The 16648-nt window shown below is 50.0% G+C and carries 14 protein-coding genes; 7 read left to right on the forward strand and 7 right to left on the reverse strand.

Annotated elements, in window-relative coordinates; all coding sequences use genetic code 11:
* The first annotated feature begins 6 nt into the window (after positions 1 to 6).
* The 3 genes from QMA13_RS08335 to QMA13_RS08345 are packed head-to-tail and all read left to right on the forward strand — an operon-like array spanning position 7 to position 2934.
* The gene (locus tag QMA13_RS08335; protein WP_282940821.1) at positions 7 to 927 is read left to right on the forward strand and encodes a sugar phosphate isomerase/epimerase family protein; all 921 of its coding nucleotides are present in this window, start codon (positions 7 to 9) and stop codon (positions 925 to 927) included.
* Positions 924 to 1697: a glucosamine-6-phosphate deaminase gene (locus tag QMA13_RS08340; RefSeq protein WP_282940822.1), complete on the forward strand. Its 774-nt coding sequence runs from the start codon at positions 924 to 926 to the stop codon at positions 1695 to 1697. The genes QMA13_RS08335 and QMA13_RS08340 overlap by 4 nt, the downstream gene beginning before the upstream one ends.
* A gap of 4 nt (positions 1698 to 1701) precedes the next feature.
* Positions 1702 to 2934, forward strand: a complete 1233-nt coding sequence (locus QMA13_RS08345; protein WP_282940823.1) for an N-acetylglucosamine-6-phosphate deacetylase — start codon at positions 1702 to 1704, stop codon at positions 2932 to 2934.
* 151 nt (positions 2935 to 3085) lie between these two features.
* On the opposite strand, the gene QMA13_RS08350 is transcribed toward QMA13_RS08345, so the two are convergent.
* Positions 3086 to 5374 (reverse strand): helix-turn-helix domain-containing protein, encoded by a 2289-nt coding sequence (locus QMA13_RS08350; protein WP_282940824.1) that lies wholly within the window; start codon positions 5372 to 5374, stop codon positions 3086 to 3088.
* Positions 5375 to 5630: 256 nt separating this feature from the next.
* Between QMA13_RS08350 and QMA13_RS08355 the strand changes: the two genes are divergently transcribed.
* From QMA13_RS08355 to QMA13_RS08370, 4 genes are all read left to right on the forward strand, one after another.
* Positions 5631 to 6539, forward strand: a complete 909-nt coding sequence (locus QMA13_RS08355; RefSeq protein WP_282940826.1) for an ABC transporter permease — start codon at positions 5631 to 5633, stop codon at positions 6537 to 6539.
* Positions 6540 to 6555: 16 nt separating this feature from the next.
* On the forward strand, positions 6556 to 7422 hold the full coding sequence (locus QMA13_RS08360; protein WP_282940827.1) for a carbohydrate ABC transporter permease: 867 nt from the start codon (positions 6556 to 6558) through the stop codon (positions 7420 to 7422).
* Between the two features lie 39 nt (positions 7423 to 7461).
* Complete coding sequence (locus tag QMA13_RS08365) at positions 7462 to 9009, forward strand: extracellular solute-binding protein (protein WP_282940828.1); 1548 nt, start codon at positions 7462 to 7464, stop codon at positions 9007 to 9009.
* Positions 9010 to 9098: 89 nt separating this feature from the next.
* On the forward strand, positions 9099 to 11366 hold the full coding sequence (locus QMA13_RS08370; protein ID WP_282940830.1) for an Ig-like domain-containing protein: 2268 nt from the start codon (positions 9099 to 9101) through the stop codon (positions 11364 to 11366).
* A 189-nt stretch (positions 11367 to 11555) separates the two neighbouring features.
* Here QMA13_RS08370 and QMA13_RS08375 read toward each other — a convergent pair whose 3' ends face one another.
* From QMA13_RS08375 to QMA13_RS08400, 6 genes are all read right to left on the reverse strand, one after another.
* Positions 11556 to 12395 (reverse strand): carbohydrate ABC transporter permease, encoded by an 840-nt coding sequence (locus tag QMA13_RS08375; protein ID WP_282940831.1) that lies wholly within the window; start codon positions 12393 to 12395, stop codon positions 11556 to 11558.
* Positions 12382 to 13260: a carbohydrate ABC transporter permease gene (locus QMA13_RS08380; protein ID WP_282940832.1), complete on the reverse strand. Its 879-nt coding sequence runs from the start codon at positions 13258 to 13260 to the stop codon at positions 12382 to 12384. The genes QMA13_RS08375 and QMA13_RS08380 overlap by 14 nt, the downstream gene beginning before the upstream one ends.
* A gap of 71 nt (positions 13261 to 13331) precedes the next feature.
* Positions 13332 to 14648 carry an ABC transporter substrate-binding protein gene (locus QMA13_RS08385; RefSeq protein WP_282940833.1) on the reverse strand — a complete coding sequence of 439 codons (1317 nt, stop codon included), beginning with the start codon at positions 14646 to 14648 and terminating at the stop codon, positions 13332 to 13334.
* A 218-nt stretch (positions 14649 to 14866) separates the two neighbouring features.
* A complete protein-coding gene (locus QMA13_RS08390; protein WP_282940834.1) occupies positions 14867 to 15718 on the reverse strand; it encodes a creatininase family protein in 852 nt (283 codons plus the stop codon).
* Between the two features lie 256 nt (positions 15719 to 15974).
* Positions 15975 to 16352, reverse strand: coding sequence for an FCD domain-containing protein (locus tag QMA13_RS08395; RefSeq protein ID WP_349254221.1), 378 nt, complete (start codon positions 16350 to 16352; stop codon positions 15975 to 15977).
* Positions 16291 to 16617: a GntR family transcriptional regulator gene (locus QMA13_RS08400; protein ID WP_282940836.1), complete on the reverse strand. Its 327-nt coding sequence runs from the start codon at positions 16615 to 16617 to the stop codon at positions 16291 to 16293. The genes QMA13_RS08395 and QMA13_RS08400 overlap by 62 nt, the downstream gene beginning before the upstream one ends.
* Between the last annotated feature and the right edge of the window lie 31 nt (positions 16618 to 16648).

Genomic DNA, 16648 nt, shown 5'->3' on the forward strand with positions numbered 1-16648 from the left:
CAAACAATGAAGTTGCCTTTTCAATTAGGCATTATAACCGACGAGGTGTCACAGCGGATCGAAGACTCGATAGCTTTGGCTCGGGAATTCGGGCTTACGGCACTGGAGCTGAGATCTGTGGACGGCGTACAGCTCCATCAGCTTGAGCCTGAACGGCTGGATGAGCTGCACCGTCAGATTCAGGCAGCGGGCTTGCATGTATGCGCGCTATCAACGCCGGTGTTCAAATGCCAGCTGGATAACCCGGAGGAAATCGCGCAGAGCAAGGCTCTATTGGTTCGGGATTTGGCGATCGCGCAGCTCTTCGGAGCACAGAAGGTTCGAGGCTTCAGCTTCTGGGCGAAGGAAGGAGTGGCGTTCGATGCGGTGTTCACGGATATCGTCGAAGAGCTGAGAAGCATCGTGCCGCTGCTGGAGGAATCAGGGGTCACCTTCATGCTGGAGTTTGACCCGGCAGTCTACGCCACCAACGGATCCATGGTAGCGCGCCTGGTGGAGGCGGTCGATTCACCCTACTTCAAGGCTCTCTATGATCCCGGCAATGCAGTATGGGACCCGAACGGCGAGATTCCGTATCCTGACGGCTATCGGCATCTGAAGGATCATCTGTGTCACATCCATCTTAAGGACGCTGTCCGACAAGGCGGGAAAATAGAAGCGGTGGCCATAGGCACAGGGCTGGTCGATTATAAAGGGCTGCTTGTAAAGCTGCTGGAAGATGGATATGACGGGTATTTGATGGTGGAAACCCACTACCGCTTACAATCGACATTGACGGAGGAGCAGTTAAAGCGCCCTTCCGGTTATTCCTTCTCCGAAGGCGGAGAACAAGCTTCCAGACAGTGTCTGGAGCACTTGTTCAGCTTGCTGAAGGAGATAGTGCCAACTTGGCTGAGCTCAGTGCATAGAGGAGGAGAAGAAGTATGAGGAGCTTGCAGCTGCCGGAAAGCAGCTTTGCCGTAGATCAGTTAAAGGTAGAAGTTTACCGGAACCGCAGAGAACTCGGGGAAGCGGCAGCTGCCGCTGCGGCCGAAGCGATACGCGCCAGGCTGCGCAGCCAAGCGAACATTCGTATCGTATTTGCCGCCGCACCGTCGCAGAACGAGTTTTTGGATCGACTCTGCGAGGAGCCGGATATCGACTGGAGCCGGGTTACAGCGTTTCATATGGATGAATACATAGGGCTCGCTCCAGATGCGCCGGAGCGGTTCTCTCATTATTTAGATCAGCGCTTCTTTGACAAAATCAGCTTGGGACAAGTTCATTATATCGACGGAAGCAACGACGTCGAGGAGGAATGCGCTCGCTATACCGACCTTTTACGGGAAGTCCCCCTTGATCTTGTATGTCTCGGGATTGGAGAGAACGGGCATATCGCCTTTAACGATCCGCCTGTAGCCGATTTCGAAGATCCACATACCATCAAATGTGTCGAGCTGGATGAAGCGTGCAGGCAGCAACAGGTGAATGATGGCTGCTTCCCTGATCTGGCCTCGGTGCCGACGCATGCACTGACCTTGACGATCTCAGCTTTATTCGCCGGGGCGCAGCTGTTCTGCATGGTGCCCGGCCCGACCAAGCGGGCGGCCGTGCAGGCGACCTTGACCGCGCCGGTCTCCACGGCTTGCCCAGCGTCCATTCTTCGCAGACATCCAAGCTGCGTGCTTTATGTCGACAGCGATTCGTATGGAGGGTGACCCAGTGAAGGAGAATACAGAAGAACGTCTGGAAGCTATTCATTACCGGACAGGAGAGCGGATCTCGATCGAACTGAGCCAAGGCCGGATTGCTGCGATAACGAAATCCGAAGATGCTAACGGGAATCCCGATGAACTACCGTGGGTTGCCCCGGGATTGGTCGATTTGCAGGTCAACGGTTGGAACGGCCTTGACCTGAATACGCTCCCTCTGTCGGAGAAAACAGTAGCTCAGTTGACTGAGGCCTTATGGCGTGAGGGGGTGACCGCTTACTGTCCGACCATTATAACCAACAGCGACGAAGCGATTGAGGCGGCGATGAGTACGATAGCCGCAGCCTGCAGCGGCAGCGAGTGGCTGAATGCATGCATCCCGGGCCTGCATCTGGAAGGCCCGTTCATCTCGCCGCAGGACGGCTCCCGCGGCGCGCATGACCGCCGCTACGTCAAAGCCCCGGATTGGGCTTTGTTCGAGCGCTGGCAGGATGCGGCCGAGGGTCGCATCAAGATCATCACCTTGTCGCCGGAATGGGACGGCGCCGCACAATTTATCGCCCGCTGTGTGGACAGCGGCGTGAAAGTATCGATCGGGCATACGTCGGCAGCGCCCGAGCAGATCAGGGAAGCGGCTGCGGCGGGAGCGAGCATGTCGACGCATCTCGGCAACGGCGCCCATCCCCTGCTGCCGCGCCATCCCAACTATATTTGGGAGCAGCTGGCGGACGACCGGCTGTGGGGCTGCGTCATCGCGGACGGCTTCCATCTGCCGGCCTCTGTGCTGAAGGTGGCGCTTAGAGCCAAGGGCGCCAAGCTGCTGATGGTCAGCGACGCCGTGTACTTGAGCGGGATGGAGCCGGGAGAGTACGAGACGCATATCGGAGGAAGGGTGACACTGACTCCTGAAGGACGGCTGCATCTGTCCGGGCAGCCCAAGCTATTGGCCGGTTCGGCGCTGCCGCTGACGGCGGGGGTTCGGCACATGTGGGCCGAGGGGCTGTGCAGCTTCGCCGAAGCGTGGGAGCTAGCGTCGCTGCGGCCCTCGGAATGCATGGGGCTCCCAACGGCGGAAGGGCTTGCCGTGGGAGCTCCAGGTGATCTTGTGCTTTTTGGTCGCAGCGATGATGGGATACGAATAGAGAGGACTTATAAGAGCGGCAAGCCGGTCTATGAGGCTGCACACGTTGCTGACGAATATGCCGCTGCTGCCTCTGAAGACGGAACGCTTTGTAAACGGTAGATGATACGATCTCTTCTTATCAAGGATTTAAACTAGGAATTGGCAGTCCAAAAGTCTCCGAACTCCAAGCAGCGATAGATCGAACTGCACAGGAAGACGGAGACTTTTTTTAATAGAAGTAAGCTTTCAGTTCAGTAAGCATTAACTCCGTTTATTCAACCGACAACCGCGAAGCATATTTCTTGCGGTATTCCCCTGGCGTAATCCCGGAGTACCGTTTGAACATCCGGATGAACGAATTGGCGTTCTGATAGCCGACATGAGCGGCCACGTCCTGTATTTTCAGCTCCAGATTGTCCAGCAGCAGCTTCGCTCGCTGAATACGGAGATCATTCAAATAATCGCTAAAGTTCATCCCCGTCTTTTCCTTGAAATACGTCGATAAATAACCTGGTGTAATATTCAGCTTGTCAGCCATCAGATCGAGGGTAATGTCCTCATGCAGATGGGCGTCCAAATAGTCGATGACGAAGCGGGTGATCGGGTCCTGATCCTCCGTATGCTCTCGAACCAGCTGAATGACCGGCTGCAGCAGCGCAGCGAACCACTCTTGAAACTGCTCCGTGCTGTAAAATCCGCTCAGCATATGGAAGGATGGCTTCACTATGCCGCTGCCGCGCTGCCCGTGAAGGTTCAGCTTTTGCAGCGACTTATCTGTCTGCAGAGAAACCTCCTTGGCAAACTGCCAGTAGGCTTCCACTGGGGCCCCCCGTTTGCCGAGCTGCTCCAAATGCTTGGCTACCCATTCATAAACGGCTTCCTCATGGCCGCTCATCAGCCTCGTATGAAACTCCTCCTCCATCAGAACGGTGAAAGGATATGGCTCAGGAATAGACTGCTTACCGTGGATCACTTGAGTTAAGTTGAGCAGCTTCCGCTGCTTGATGACCTGCGTCATTTCCTCGTAGGCGGTCGTAAACGCCGAGGAGGCTGGGTATAGAGGGCTGACGGCCATCGTGACCAAATACAGATCGTGCTCGATATCGAACATGTTTTTCAAATAATCGATAGGCTGGTTGACGCTGCCCTGTTCGGTATCCGCTGTAAAAATAAGCGAGAGCACGAGATTGCGCTCCATCTGGAACGTCACCGATTCTTCGTAGGATCGGAGCAGCACGCTATCGATGAATTCACGGATATAATAGGTTCCTTTTTCCTGATCGATGCCGAGCTCCGCGTACTGCTCCTTGAAGTGGATTTCAAAAAGAAGAATCATGAACGGCATGCTCGTATCGGCCATTTCTCTTAACTCCGCCAGATTCATATGGATGTTTTTGAGCTTATTGGTTAGCGCGTATTTGCGCAGCAGCGATGTCTTGTGAGCCAAGTCCTGGGTCATGCTTTTATTTGTTTGCATCATTTGGTTCACTTTATGGCTGATCAGGTCGAATTCGCGGATCGGCCCATGCTTTGACTGCCCCTCTCCGGTATCCCAAGCCTGCATCGAGTCGATGATTTTACGCAAGGGCGTTTGGAGGCTCCGGCTGAACACGACGGAAGCGGCAATGCTGACAAGAGCTACCACGATGAGAAGCGAGATAAGAATGGTATTCAAGCGGATCAGCTGCAGGGAGATCGACTCGGTCGGCACCATGCTGACATAGGTGAAGCCGGTCTCCTGACCTTTGCGGAAAAAGTAATAATAATGGCCTTTCATGACAGGCTGTCCTGTCGTATCGAAGGCGGATAACGGCTCGATCGGCATATCTGGCGTTGACGTGTAGATCGGGTGTCCGTCAGGGTCCAATATGTAGAAATGCTGATCAGACGAAATATTGTGAATTTGGAACAACTTCTGAGCGTCGAGCATGACGATCAGGTACATGTCGTTGTACGGCAGCGGCTTCATCAGCATCGGCAGCAGCAGCCCTTTACTAGTCTCGATCCCGGCGGATTTCTCGGTGAAGCGGGAGGCGGGCAGCACGCGGAAGCCGATGCGCTCCTCGAACTGGCGGTTCCAGAACGACAGCGGGTAGTCCGGACTGCGGTAAAATTTACCGAACATGTCCTGTGCGCTGCTGGTGCCGTCTTTTTCAACGACATAAGCATCGTTCTTGAAATAGATAATGACGTTCTCGAACTGGAGGAACGGGTTGGCATAGAGCGTTTTCAGCTCGGCTTTAATATCTTCGATACTGGCGTAGCCGTTGTTCTCCTTAACCTTCCTTAATATGTTCAAGTTGGTGATCCACCGGTCGTTCTGGTTAAGCCCCAGCACCATATTTTTCGATAAGCGGAAATGATTCTCGTATCCTTCTACGGTATGGTTGATGCTCAGCTCATTGTATTTCACGATCTCGTCGTGAATTTTATTTTTCAAATAAATGGAAGTGACAAAATTAAAGGTAACGAGAAGCACGATGACAACCAGGAAGCCGGTCAGCATTTTGCTAAAGAGGGATTTCGGTTTGATCGATCTGGGGACAAATTCGGCCATCATGCTTCCAACCCTTCGTCGCTGTAGTCACCTCTAATGAAAACTGACGTCTCCAGGTGCGAGTACCTCTATCATACGTTGTTTTTTCGGTTCGGAACAATATGCACTTTCTCCACTTCATGCACACTCCTCTATCTGATCAAGAAAAAGCGGATGGGATCAATAACATGCAGATTTATTCCGGGCCTCCAGTTGGATTATGATAGCCCTACAAGCAGGATGGACTGCCAACGACAAAATGCAAGGGGGTGTATGGAGAATGACGGCGTCCTTGTCCAAAACATGGCGCAAAAGCAAATATCTCTGGCTGCTGTTTCTACCGTGTCTTGTGTATTTTATTCTGTTCCGGTACGCCCCGATGTTCGGTCTTGTCATTACGTTCAAAAACTACAATACGTTCAAGGGCATTATGGCGAGCGAATGGGTCGGGCTCAAGTATTACCGGATGTTTCTGGAGAACCCGGATTTTTTCCTGCTGCTTCGTAATACTTTCCTGCTGGGGGCGTACAAACTGTTGTTCAGCTTCCCAGCACCGATAGCGCTGGCACTATTGTTGAACGAAGTGCGGACCGTGTTGTTCAAAAAATTCGTGCAGACAGTCAGCTATTTGCCGCATTTCATCTCGAATGTGATCGTGGCGAGCATGGTCATCATGTTTCTGTCGCCTACTGGCGGGCTGATTAACCAGATGATCAAAGCTCTTGGTTTTCAACCGATCAACTTCATGATGGAGCCTGGTATGTTCCGTACGGTATACGTGATCTCGGAAATTTGGCAGCATATCGGCTGGGAGACGATCATTTACTTGGCAGCTTTGACGGCGGTTGATCCTCAGCTCTATGAGGCGGCGGGCATCGACGGCGCGAATCGCTGGAGAAAGCTGTGGCATGTGACCGTACCCGGTATCGCACCGGCGATCGTCATTGTGTTTATTCTGAACGTCGGTAAAGTGCTGGAAATCGGTTTTGAGAAGGTCTTCCTCATGTACAATCCGGCGACCTATGGCACCGCAGATATTATCAGCACGTACGTCTACCGGGTGGGGCTTGAGCAGGGCAATTTCAGCTATGCGGCAGCGATCGATTTGTTCATGGGTATCATCAGTCTGATCTTTATTTGGACAGCTAACACTATTAGCCGCAGGGTGGGAGAAACGAGTCTGTGGTAACAAGGGGGGAGTGAGTGTGAGAGAGAAAATAGGCTTGTTTACGATCGTGAATACCATCATTTTGCTAGGCGTCATCGTCATTACGCTGTATCCGTTCGTCTACATGCTGTCGGTTTCTTTAAGTCAGGACGTCTATGTCATGAAGGGGGAAGTGACTCTTTGGCCAAAAGGGATTAATCTGAAGATGTATAAGCTGGTGTTCGACGATCCGAAAATATGGCTGGCTTATAAAAATACGATCGTATACGTCGTCCTTGGGACGCTGATCTCTGTCATCGTTACCTCGATGGGAGCGTATGCGTTATCCCGCAAAGATATGGGCTATCATAAGTTTCTTACACTTTTCATTGTGTTTACGATGTTTTTTAGTGGGGGAATGATCCCGACCTTCCTTGTTGTTCGCTCACTAGGGCTAATGGATACAGTATGGGGCATGGTGCTGCCTGGTGCGGTGAACACCTGGAATCTGATCTTGATGCGGACGTTTTTCAGCGGTATTCCGAAGGAGCTGGAGGATTCCGGCCGTGTAGATGGCTTGACCGATATCGGCATCTACTTCCGCATAGTCATCCCGCTGTCGCAGGCGGTGTTCGCCACGATCGCTTTGTTCTATGCCGTTGCTATGTGGAATAATTTCATGCTTCCGCTGCTGTATCTGCGCAATCCGGATTTGTTCCCGCTGCAGGTGCTGCTTCGCAATCTGGTGCTGGCCGGAAGCGTCAGCTCAGGAAGCGTGACCGGTATCGGCGGAGACAATCTGGTGGTCGAGGATTCTTTGAAATTCGCTACGATTATGGTCTCGACGCTGCCAATTTTGCTCGTGTATCCGTTCGTTCAAAAATATTTCGTCAAGGGCGCGATGATCGGCGCCGTCAAAGGTTAGCCTTTTTTTACTCAAACCTATATGAAGGAGAGGGTCTTCATGAACAAAATGGCATCGCTATCGCTCGCTTCCGTCATGGCGTTATCCGTCGTGGCCGGCTGCAGCGGGAATGAAGGGAAGGAACCGGGAGGAGGGGCTGCTCCAAACGGACCGGCAGGAACACCGGCCAAGAAGACGTTCACAGCGCTGCTCGACAATAACGCAACGTTCCCGTACAGCAAGGATTGGCCCATCTGGAAATGGCTCGAAGAGAAAACGGGGGTAACGCTGCAGGTGCAGACCCCGTCCGGCAAGCTGAACGATACGCTCAATTTGACCATCGCCTCGAACAATTTGCCTGATTTGATGAGCATGCCTAGCCGCAGCGATTCCGACCGTTTTGGGCAGCAGGGCGCACTTGTGAACATTCTAGATTATCTGGGTCAAATGCCCAATTTGAAAAAGTGGATGGAGAAGTATCCGGACGAGGCGAAAGCGATGATTTCGGCGGACGGCAAAATGTACATGTTCCCGAATCAAGGCTTCGGTGAAACGAACCGCATGATCTGGCTGTACCGCGAAGACATTTTTAAGAAGAACGGCCTGACTCCGCCCAAAACCTATGAAGAGCTGTACCAGGCGATGAAAAAGCTGAAGCAGGCTTACCCGGACAGCTACCCACTGTCGCTTCGCTTCGGTCAAATTCCCGATGAAATGTACACGAATCTGACAACCAACTTCGGAACCGGAGCAGAAACCTATTACGATTTCGACAAGAAGGAATGGCGATACGGACCGATTGAGGATAACTATAAGGCGATGGTGGAGATGTGGCACCGGTTTTACGCCGAAGGCCTTATTCCTCCTGATTTCCTGTCCATTCAGACGAAGCAGTGGCAGGACACGATGTCTACCGACAAATCGTTCATTACGATCGACTATATTAGCCGGGTCGACTTCTTCAACAATGCGATGCAAAAAGAACGGCCCGATTACAACATGCAGTTCATGGCTCCGCCGGCCGGTCTGACTGGCGGCAAGCAGCTTAATCCTTACTTTCATTATTTGGATGGCGGGTTGACGGTGGCCTCCACCTCCAAAAACATTAAGGATGTTATGGCGTACATGGATTTCTTCTATACGGAGGAAGGCCGGACACTGACGAGCTGGGGCAAGGAAGGTGAATCCTACGTTAACGAAAATGGGCAAAAGAAATTCAAGCCCGAATTCACTGATGTGACGGAAATGCGCAAAAAGACCGGCCTGCAATCGAGCAGAGGGACGTACACCTGGATCGATTACAATGCTCATCTGTCCTTATTCTCCAAAGATTTGCAAAATGCGTACAAGGAAGCAGCCAAATACGATCCTTCGGCGATGCAGCCGAGACCGTCCTTCACGGAAAAGGAGAACGAGGTGCTGTCCGTAACCGGTCAGGCGCTTAAGAAGCATCGGGAGGAAAGCTTCGCCAAGTTCGTGCTCGGAACAAGAAACATGAGCGAGTGGGGCAAATATGTGGAGGAAATGAACAATTTGGGTGTGCAAAAGCTGGTCGATACGTACAAGGCTGCGTACAAACGGGTGGAAAGCACTCAGCTGAAGCCATAAGCTCTTCATCAAGGCATTAGGTGTCAAAAGTGAACGGTTCTTCCGAAACGATCGGGAGAACCGTCATTATTAACAAGGAGGCTAACGAGATGGTAAGCAGAATAAGCGTCTGGAGCCGCTTTATTTTGGCCGTATGTCTGTCATTCCTAGTTATAAGTTCTTCTTTAGTAGTTCCTCCTCCTTCGGCTTGGGCGGCTTCCGCCATCACAATCGATTCGCCGGCTTCAGGCGGAAGCCTCACATGGCCGAAAATGGTGCTGACCGGCACCTACACAGGCCTGTACGACATCAAGCTTAGCATCAACGGAGAGTCCCAGGTCAGCGTAACGATGGATGACCCGGACGCTGATGATGCGGGAACATGGCGCTTTGAGCTGGACACGCGGGATTACAGCGGTGTCGTCCGGCTTCGCGCCAGCGGGTCGGACGTACAGACGCGTTACGGAGTGTGGAGTCAAACGCTAGAGCTGCAGGCCGATCCTTCCCGAGGAGCGGCTCCGCAGGTTATCATTGAGAGCCCAATAGAAGGGAACCCCTTGAGCGGAACGGTTCCAGTCACCGTTGCGGTTTATGGCGATGTACCAGTAATAAGCGTTCAGGTACGAGTGAACGGCGGGCCGTGGCAGCATGCGATCCGTCATGGGAAGCAGTATATATATTCATGGAACACGAAGGGACTAGGAGACGTAACGAGCAGTATAGAGGCTAAGGTGACGGATGTGAGAGGCCGCACTGGCTTCAGCGGTACGACCTACGCGACGGTGGGGCGAGGCACGCACGAGCAGGTAACGGTGAAGCCACAGGACCGGGCGATGTGGATTTGGGAGCCGGAAGCTTATCGGCTGCTGCTGAATCCGGGCTCAAGGACGGTTCTGAATGCCTTCGCCAAGGACACGGCAACCTTCGGCTCGGATCCGGTTACTACACTGTACTTGGCGGTCGGACCAATGGCAGATATGGATATACTGGCGGACGATCCCGGCAAGCTGAGAAATTTCATTGCATGGGCGCATAGCCAGGGTTATCAGGTGTATGCCTGTATTTCCGGGGGAACGACGCCACCCTATATGGGGGCTTATACGATCTATCATGACAAAGCCGTGCGGGAAATGGAGCGAGTGTTGAACTACAACATAGCCTCTGCCTCCAATGAACGTTTCGACGGGGTGAATGCCGATATCGAGCCTTATATTTCACCGGATTTTAAAGACGACTATCCGTCCTTGCAGCTTCAATATCTGGATATGCTGCAGAAAATGATAGACCGCCGCAATGCGTCCGGATTGAATCTCCCCTTCGGACCGGCGATCCCCAAATGGTTCGATTCGTCCGCGCAGGCACAAAACATCGTTTGGAAAGGCAGCGCCAAATGGCTGTCGGAGCATGTGCAAGATATAACCGACTACATATCGATTATGGATTACCGTGATACGGCGGACGGATCGGCAGGAATCATCGCCGGAGCACAGGGCGAGATCGATTATGCGGACTCGATTGGCAAGCCGCAATCGGTCATCATTGCAGTGGAAACCCTCGATATTGCGAACAGCGGCGACCCGGAGACGATTACGTTCCGCGAGGAAGGGCGAACCGTCATGGAGGCAGAGCTGGATAAGGTCTACGCCGTATACGGCAGCAGAGCATCGTTCGGCGGGATCGCCATGCATCATTATGATTCGCTTCGCGCCTTGCCGTCCTATTGGGGACCAGGCAGCGTCTCTTGGCAGCCGCCTGCCGATACGAAAGCGCCGTCTCTCGTACACGGCCTCTTGAAAGCTGTAGCGGTTGATTACCAGCGGACCGAGCTTTCGTACGGCATGGCAAGCGATAATACGGACATCGATCGGTATGTCATCTACCGCGGTATGACGCCCTGGTTTACACCTGGTCCAGACCAAATGGCGGGGGAGTCCCGATCGCTTACATTCCGTGATAGCGGCTTACTCCCGGACACCGTCTATTATTACAAAGTAGCTGCACGGGATATGAAGGGGAACATCGGCCCGGCTTCCATGCCTGCACTTGTTAAGACGAAGACAACCGCCTTGAAACCGATGGTGCTCACAGGGATGAGCATTACGATGAAAGGCTCCCTCGCCGCAGTTACGATGCAGGCGGTGGATAAGAATACAGGGCAGCCGCTGGCCAACGCCTTGATCGAAGGCCGCTTTCAGTTCGCAGGCGGCAAATACACGGGAGGCCGGACCGACGCGAAAGGGATGATCACCCTCACTTCAGAGACGATTCCGTCAGGAAGACAGGTCGGCTTCGAGCCGCGACGCGTTACCTCGCCGGGCTATTATTGGGCTCAGGCTTACGATGAGCCCCATACGGTCAGCTTGTATCCGCCTCGGTAATCAGGAATTAAGGCTCTGTAAAGCGGCATCGAGGGACTTGGAAGATGAAGTCCCTCGATGCCGGTGTTTTTTTGTATTTTATGAATTCCATTTAAATGCTGTAAAACAGGTATGATGCCGGGGAGTGAATTGGCGAATCACAGAAACCTTATTCGAGACGGGCAAGCCGGTCCGGCCCGAGACACTCCTTTATTTCACGGCTCCCGCTGTCAAACTGCTAATAAAATATTTTTGCAAAAAGAGAAATAGAATAATTAAAGGCAAGCTCGACACAAGGGACGCAGCCATCATATCGTTCCATTCTATTTTATAAAATCCGTTTAGTTGAGCAATGCCGACAGGTAATGTCTTCATGTTCTCGGAAGTAGTTAAGATAAATGCGAACATGTACTCATTCCAACCTACGAGGAAGGCATAAATCGCAGTGGCCGATAATCCCGGCAGGCACAGAGGAAGAATGATTTGTACGAAAGTACGCAGTCTGCTGCAGCCGTCAATCATGGCGGCACTATCCAGCTCTTTGGGGATGCTTTGGAAGTAACCCATCATCATCCACGTGCAAAACGGTATCGTAAATGAAATATAGACAAGGATCAGCCCAAGATGAGTATCGATTAAACCGAATGCTTTTAATACTTTGTAAAAGGGAATCAACAGCATAATGGACGGAAACATTTGAGTCATTAGTAGAAAGGTAAGAAACGAACCTTTACCGCGGAAAGTAAAACGTGAAGTTCCATAACCTGCCAATGCGGAGAAAATCAGTGAAATAACGGTAGCCGCGATGACTATGTACACGCTGTTTAAGAAATAATCACCGAATGGATAATCCTCCCATATTCTAAGGAACGAGGTAAACGTTATCTTGTCCGGTATCCATTTCAAGGGTGTGGACATAACAAGTTCCGACGGTTTAAATGCAGTGGAAACCATCCATAGAGAAGGTACGAGCACAACTAAAGATGATACGATCAGGATAAAGTAACTGAGAAGGTCAAGGAGCAACTTTTTGCCTCTAGTCGTTGTCACGGTTGAGCATCCTCCTGTATATATAGCCTATAAAAGAACAGACGAATAAGACGATGACCGCCATTGCTGCAGCCTTACCGAACTCAAAATAGTCAAACGCTGATTTATAAATATCAATGCTCACGATATTCGTCTCGTTAGCCGGTCCTCCTTGCGTTAACAGCCAGATGATGGTGAAATGCTTAAACCACCATACGGTATCTAGAATAAGGGAGACGAGTAACACAGGAACCAGACTGGGGATTGTAATGTAGCGAAAGGACTGAACACCGGAGCAGCCGTCTATCTTAGACGCTTCATATAAATCCTCAGAGATCGTTTGCAAACCAGCCAGCACCATAAGCATCAGCATAGGGAAGCCCTTCCAAATACAGACGATAACGACAGCGCCATAAGCGACGGAGATATTGCTCAGCCAAGAGAATGGTTCCGAAATCATATGAAGCTTGATCAAGTAATGGTTAATCAGCCCATACATCGGATTGAAAATCCATTTCCATAGCAAACCCACAACAACCTCAGGCAATAGCCACGGTAAAATAAGAATGGCCCGGAAAAGCGTTTGCCCTGGAAGCTTCCTATTCAATAAAATGGCAAGCCCTACCCCTAGGATGACATGGCCGCCGACTGTCGCAACTGTAAATTTCAATGTGAGAACAATCCGATTGACAAACTCAAGGTTTCTAAATATTTCCACATAATGGCTGAAGCCGACAAAATCCCACTGGTTTAATAAGTTAGTGTTGAAAAAACTGATGTATATTCCGTATAGAAGAGGGTAGGTCACTAACAGCATTAAAGTGATAACTGAGGGGAGAATAAATACATACCCGCTCCATTGTTTTTTTTCGAACAACTCCTTCACCTGCATACGCCCTCCTAGCATTCGGAAGGGACAGTCCGCCCCTCCAAACGCCGATTGTAGTTCGACCTGAATTATTTTTGCTTGGAAATCAGTTCATTTGCCCTACCTGCCGCTTTGGCCAGGGCTTCATCTGTTGTTGCCGATTTACTGATCATCAACTGATAAGCTTCTGTTACAATATCGTTAAATTGCGAATAAGAGTCAAAATCAGGAGTAGGGAATGCATACTCAATCGCTTTAACGAACCCTGCATAATCCGGGCTGGCTAGCTGCTGATCTTTCCCGACTTCCATTCGGGTGGGCAGACGGCCGCTTATAGCGTTAAACTTCAAAGAATTTTCCTTCGTAACAAGAAATTTTAAAAAATCGGCCGTTTCATTTTTATGCTTACTGCTTTCCGAGATCGAATAACCGAATAAACCAAAGGTAGCGGAATGCCGTTCCTTCTTAGGAAGGGGGGCGCTGTAGAGCTTGCCTTTTAGATCGGGATTTTGTGCTGTGATCGTACCCATGGCATTTGGGCCGCTAATTGTCATTGCAATCTTGTTGTTAGCCATAAGATTGGCTATTTCAGGGAATCCGTTCTCTAATGTACCTGGCGGGACAACTCCGTATTTATTGTTAAGATCCGCAAAAAATTGAAACGCTTCTTTGGCTTGCGGCTTGTTAAGCTCCGTAATCCACTTTCCATTGGAATCTTTTTTTATTTCATCTACCCCGAAAGTACGTAAAAATGGTATGAACCGCGCAGCTCCCGAAGAGTTTCGCGTGCCTATCATCCCAAAGCCCCATTGATCGACAGTGCCGTCACCATTGGTGTCCTTGGTAAATCTTTGGGCTGCTTGAAGAAAATCGTCCCATGTCTCCGGAGGGGCAATTCTTTCTTTTTCAAACCAATCGCCCCTGTATATTAAAGCTTGAGGTGTAGCGAACCAGGGGAGAAACTGCAGTTTTTCATCAACACTGGCTTCGTTGATCATGTTAGGGTAAAATGCTGCGATATATTCCTTGCCGAGCAGTTGAGTGAGGTCGGTTGTTATCTTCATCTTATAGGAGTTTCTCATAAACTCAGGTGTATTGAAGAAAGCATCAGGTAAATCTCCTCCTGTAGCAAGAGCCGTAACCTTCTTGTACAGGTCGTTATAGGGAACGCTTATAAATTCAATTTTGATATCCGGGTGCTGGGCTTCGTATTGATCAGCCAGCGCTCTTTCTGCCGGCCCTTCGGGCTTCTCCGTCTGCTCTACGGATAAAATGCGCAATGTGATCTTATTATTAGGTTGAGTATCTTTCATAAGTTCCGCATTCTTGCTGCAACCGCTTACTATTAGCAGCGTCGAAAGTAGGCATGCAGACCATAAGACGAATTTACGGTGCAATCCTTTCATTTCTGCCCCTCCTTTTCAAGCCGATCGTTAGCACATCACCGTTCTTACTAAAATTGTGGTGAATTCACTACGGCGGCCATTTGATCTTCCAATCGCTGTTGAAATCGGAATCTTTTGATTATCTTCATCGTGTTGCCGGAGAGATTCCGTTTTCAAAGGCGAACACCGCCGCTTTTCCAGATTCAAATAGAACCTCCGCTCATTATTTCACCGGTCTTCTAAAAATGAAGCAAATTATCAAGTTCAAGGTCGGGCTTACGAGGATGATTGTCGTGTCTCGGTCTAATTTCGCGTGCTTTAAATTCCTTAACCAGTCGGGCTAGTCGTTCGATTGTCGTGTCATACAGTATTTTTCCTTTTTCCTTCGTGGAGGCACTCGCGGTTCCGGATACGCCGGACTTGGAGAAGGTAGTCCACCATTCCATCATCAGAATAGGGGAGGGTGCCTGCAGTTCGTTCCAATGAAACTCCGATTCAGGCAAGCCGTATTCGTCCTCGATTTTCTCCGACCTGACTTCTTTTTCGTTTAGGTGCAGGTACATCGAAGTTTCCCATTCGCAGGCATGGCCCATCCCGCCTTTTTCAGTCGTCCTGATCTTACCTGCCACATCCAGCGCCAGACTGGTATGAATCAAAGCGGTGCAGAGCGCCATTCCTTTGGATTCGATATTGGTTTGTCTTGCCACGATATCAAGGAACGGCATATTAGATCCATGGCCGTCTACAATAATGATTTTTTTAAAGCCGTGATAGATCAGGCTTTTGGTTACACATAAGCAATATTCGATGAAGGTTTTGCCGGTTATGGTGATTTGTCCGGGGAAGTCCATATGATGCGTATTAAATCCATAGGGTATGTTAGGCATGACCAGCACGTCGTCGGGAACCAAATGGGCTGCACCGATCGCAACTTCTCTTGCCAAATAGTTATCGACCTCCATCGGTAAATGTCTGCCGTGCTGCTCCGTGGAACCAACGGGAAGCAGAATGACCCTATTCTCATCAATGCCCTGTTGAATTTCTTCCCAAGTCAGCTTTTCGTAAAAAAATGTCGGTAGTTTGGTGCTCATTTCAATCAACCTCCAATGTAGTTTTGGTTCAAAAATTATAAATGACCACGCTTACAAATGGAATTATAGTAAACGTTATTGTTATTGTCAACAATTAAAGTATCGATTTTTTTGAAAATTAACACATTCATTCATTTGTCGGGAACCCTACGCAAACGGCAAATAGCGAAACCCTTGGAGTTATGAACATCCAATAAGTTTCGCTCTGTTGTACCTGTAATTTGGAAAGATAAGTCCAACGTTGTGGCAGAAAAAATCAATAAATGTGCTCTTTTAAAATGGGTTCAATATGCTCCCAATTCTTTGTCTTAATAGCCTCAAGCAGCTCTTTATGTTCATTAATCAATTTTGTGAAATTGTCAGCCTGATGCTGTTCCCGTGTGTTCGTCATAAAGTGAAACACAATTCTGGAGGATACGCTTTTCCAAAGAGTAATAAGATAGGGCTCGCCTGTGAGCGAGACCAGGTATTCATGGAATTCCAGGTCCTTCTCAACAATAACTTCGATTTCTCTCTGTCTGCACGCCTGGTAGAGCTCATTGAGAATTTTTTCAAGTTGAGTAAAGTGGGCTTCACCAAGAAGCGGGAGGATTTTTTTGAATAGAAAAAGATTCCAGAAGAACTCTGAGAGGATTTAATAACATCGTTACTTCGTCTTTCTCCACTTTGGCAACCATGGTTTCTTTATGAGTTTGAGTTACCAGCAATCCTTCTCTTTCGAGCAGTAAGATGGCTTCACGAATCGGTCCTCTGCTAACGCCCATTTCCTTGGAAATGTCATTTTCCCTCAGTCGTGTACCCGGTTCAATTTTGCCTCTTATGATTGCGCTTTTTATGTCTTTGTACACTTGATTTCTTAGTGTATCGGTTTTCTTGACGGTAAAGCCGTATTCATTCATCACATATCCTCCTGCGCTAATAATGTTCTTT

The sequence above is a fragment of the Paenibacillus sp. RC67 genome, from assembly GCF_030020805.1.
In the GTDB taxonomy this organism is placed as follows: domain Bacteria; phylum Bacillota; class Bacilli; order Paenibacillales; family NBRC-103111; genus Paenibacillus_S.

Bases quoted from the DNA above. Each gene is read 5' to 3' on its own strand.
- QMA13_RS08335 (WP_282940821.1), top strand. From the start codon at position 7: ATGAAGTTGCCTTTTCAATTAGGCATTATAACCGACGAGGTGTCACAG.
- QMA13_RS08340 (WP_282940822.1), top strand. From the start codon at position 924: ATGAGGAGCTTGCAGCTGCCGGAAAGCAGCTTTGCCGTAGATCAGTTA.
- QMA13_RS08350 (WP_282940824.1), bottom strand. From the start codon at position 5,374: ATGATGGCCGAATTTGTCCCCAGATCGATCAAACCGAAATCCCTCTTT.
- QMA13_RS08355 (WP_282940826.1), top strand. From the start codon at position 5,631: ATGACGGCGTCCTTGTCCAAAACATGGCGCAAAAGCAAATATCTCTGG.
- QMA13_RS08365 (WP_282940828.1), top strand. From the start codon at position 7,462: ATGAACAAAATGGCATCGCTATCGCTCGCTTCCGTCATGGCGTTATCC.
- QMA13_RS08370 (WP_282940830.1), top strand. From the start codon at position 9,099: ATGGTAAGCAGAATAAGCGTCTGGAGCCGCTTTATTTTGGCCGTATGT.
- QMA13_RS08385 (WP_282940833.1), bottom strand. From the start codon at position 14,648: ATGAAAGGATTGCACCGTAAATTCGTCTTATGGTCTGCATGCCTACTT.
- QMA13_RS08390 (WP_282940834.1), bottom strand. From the start codon at position 15,718: ATGAGCACCAAACTACCGACATTTTTTTACGAAAAGCTGACTTGGGAA.
- QMA13_RS08400 (WP_282940836.1), bottom strand. From the start codon at position 16,617: ATGAATGAATACGGCTTTACCGTCAAGAAAACCGATACACTAAGAAAT.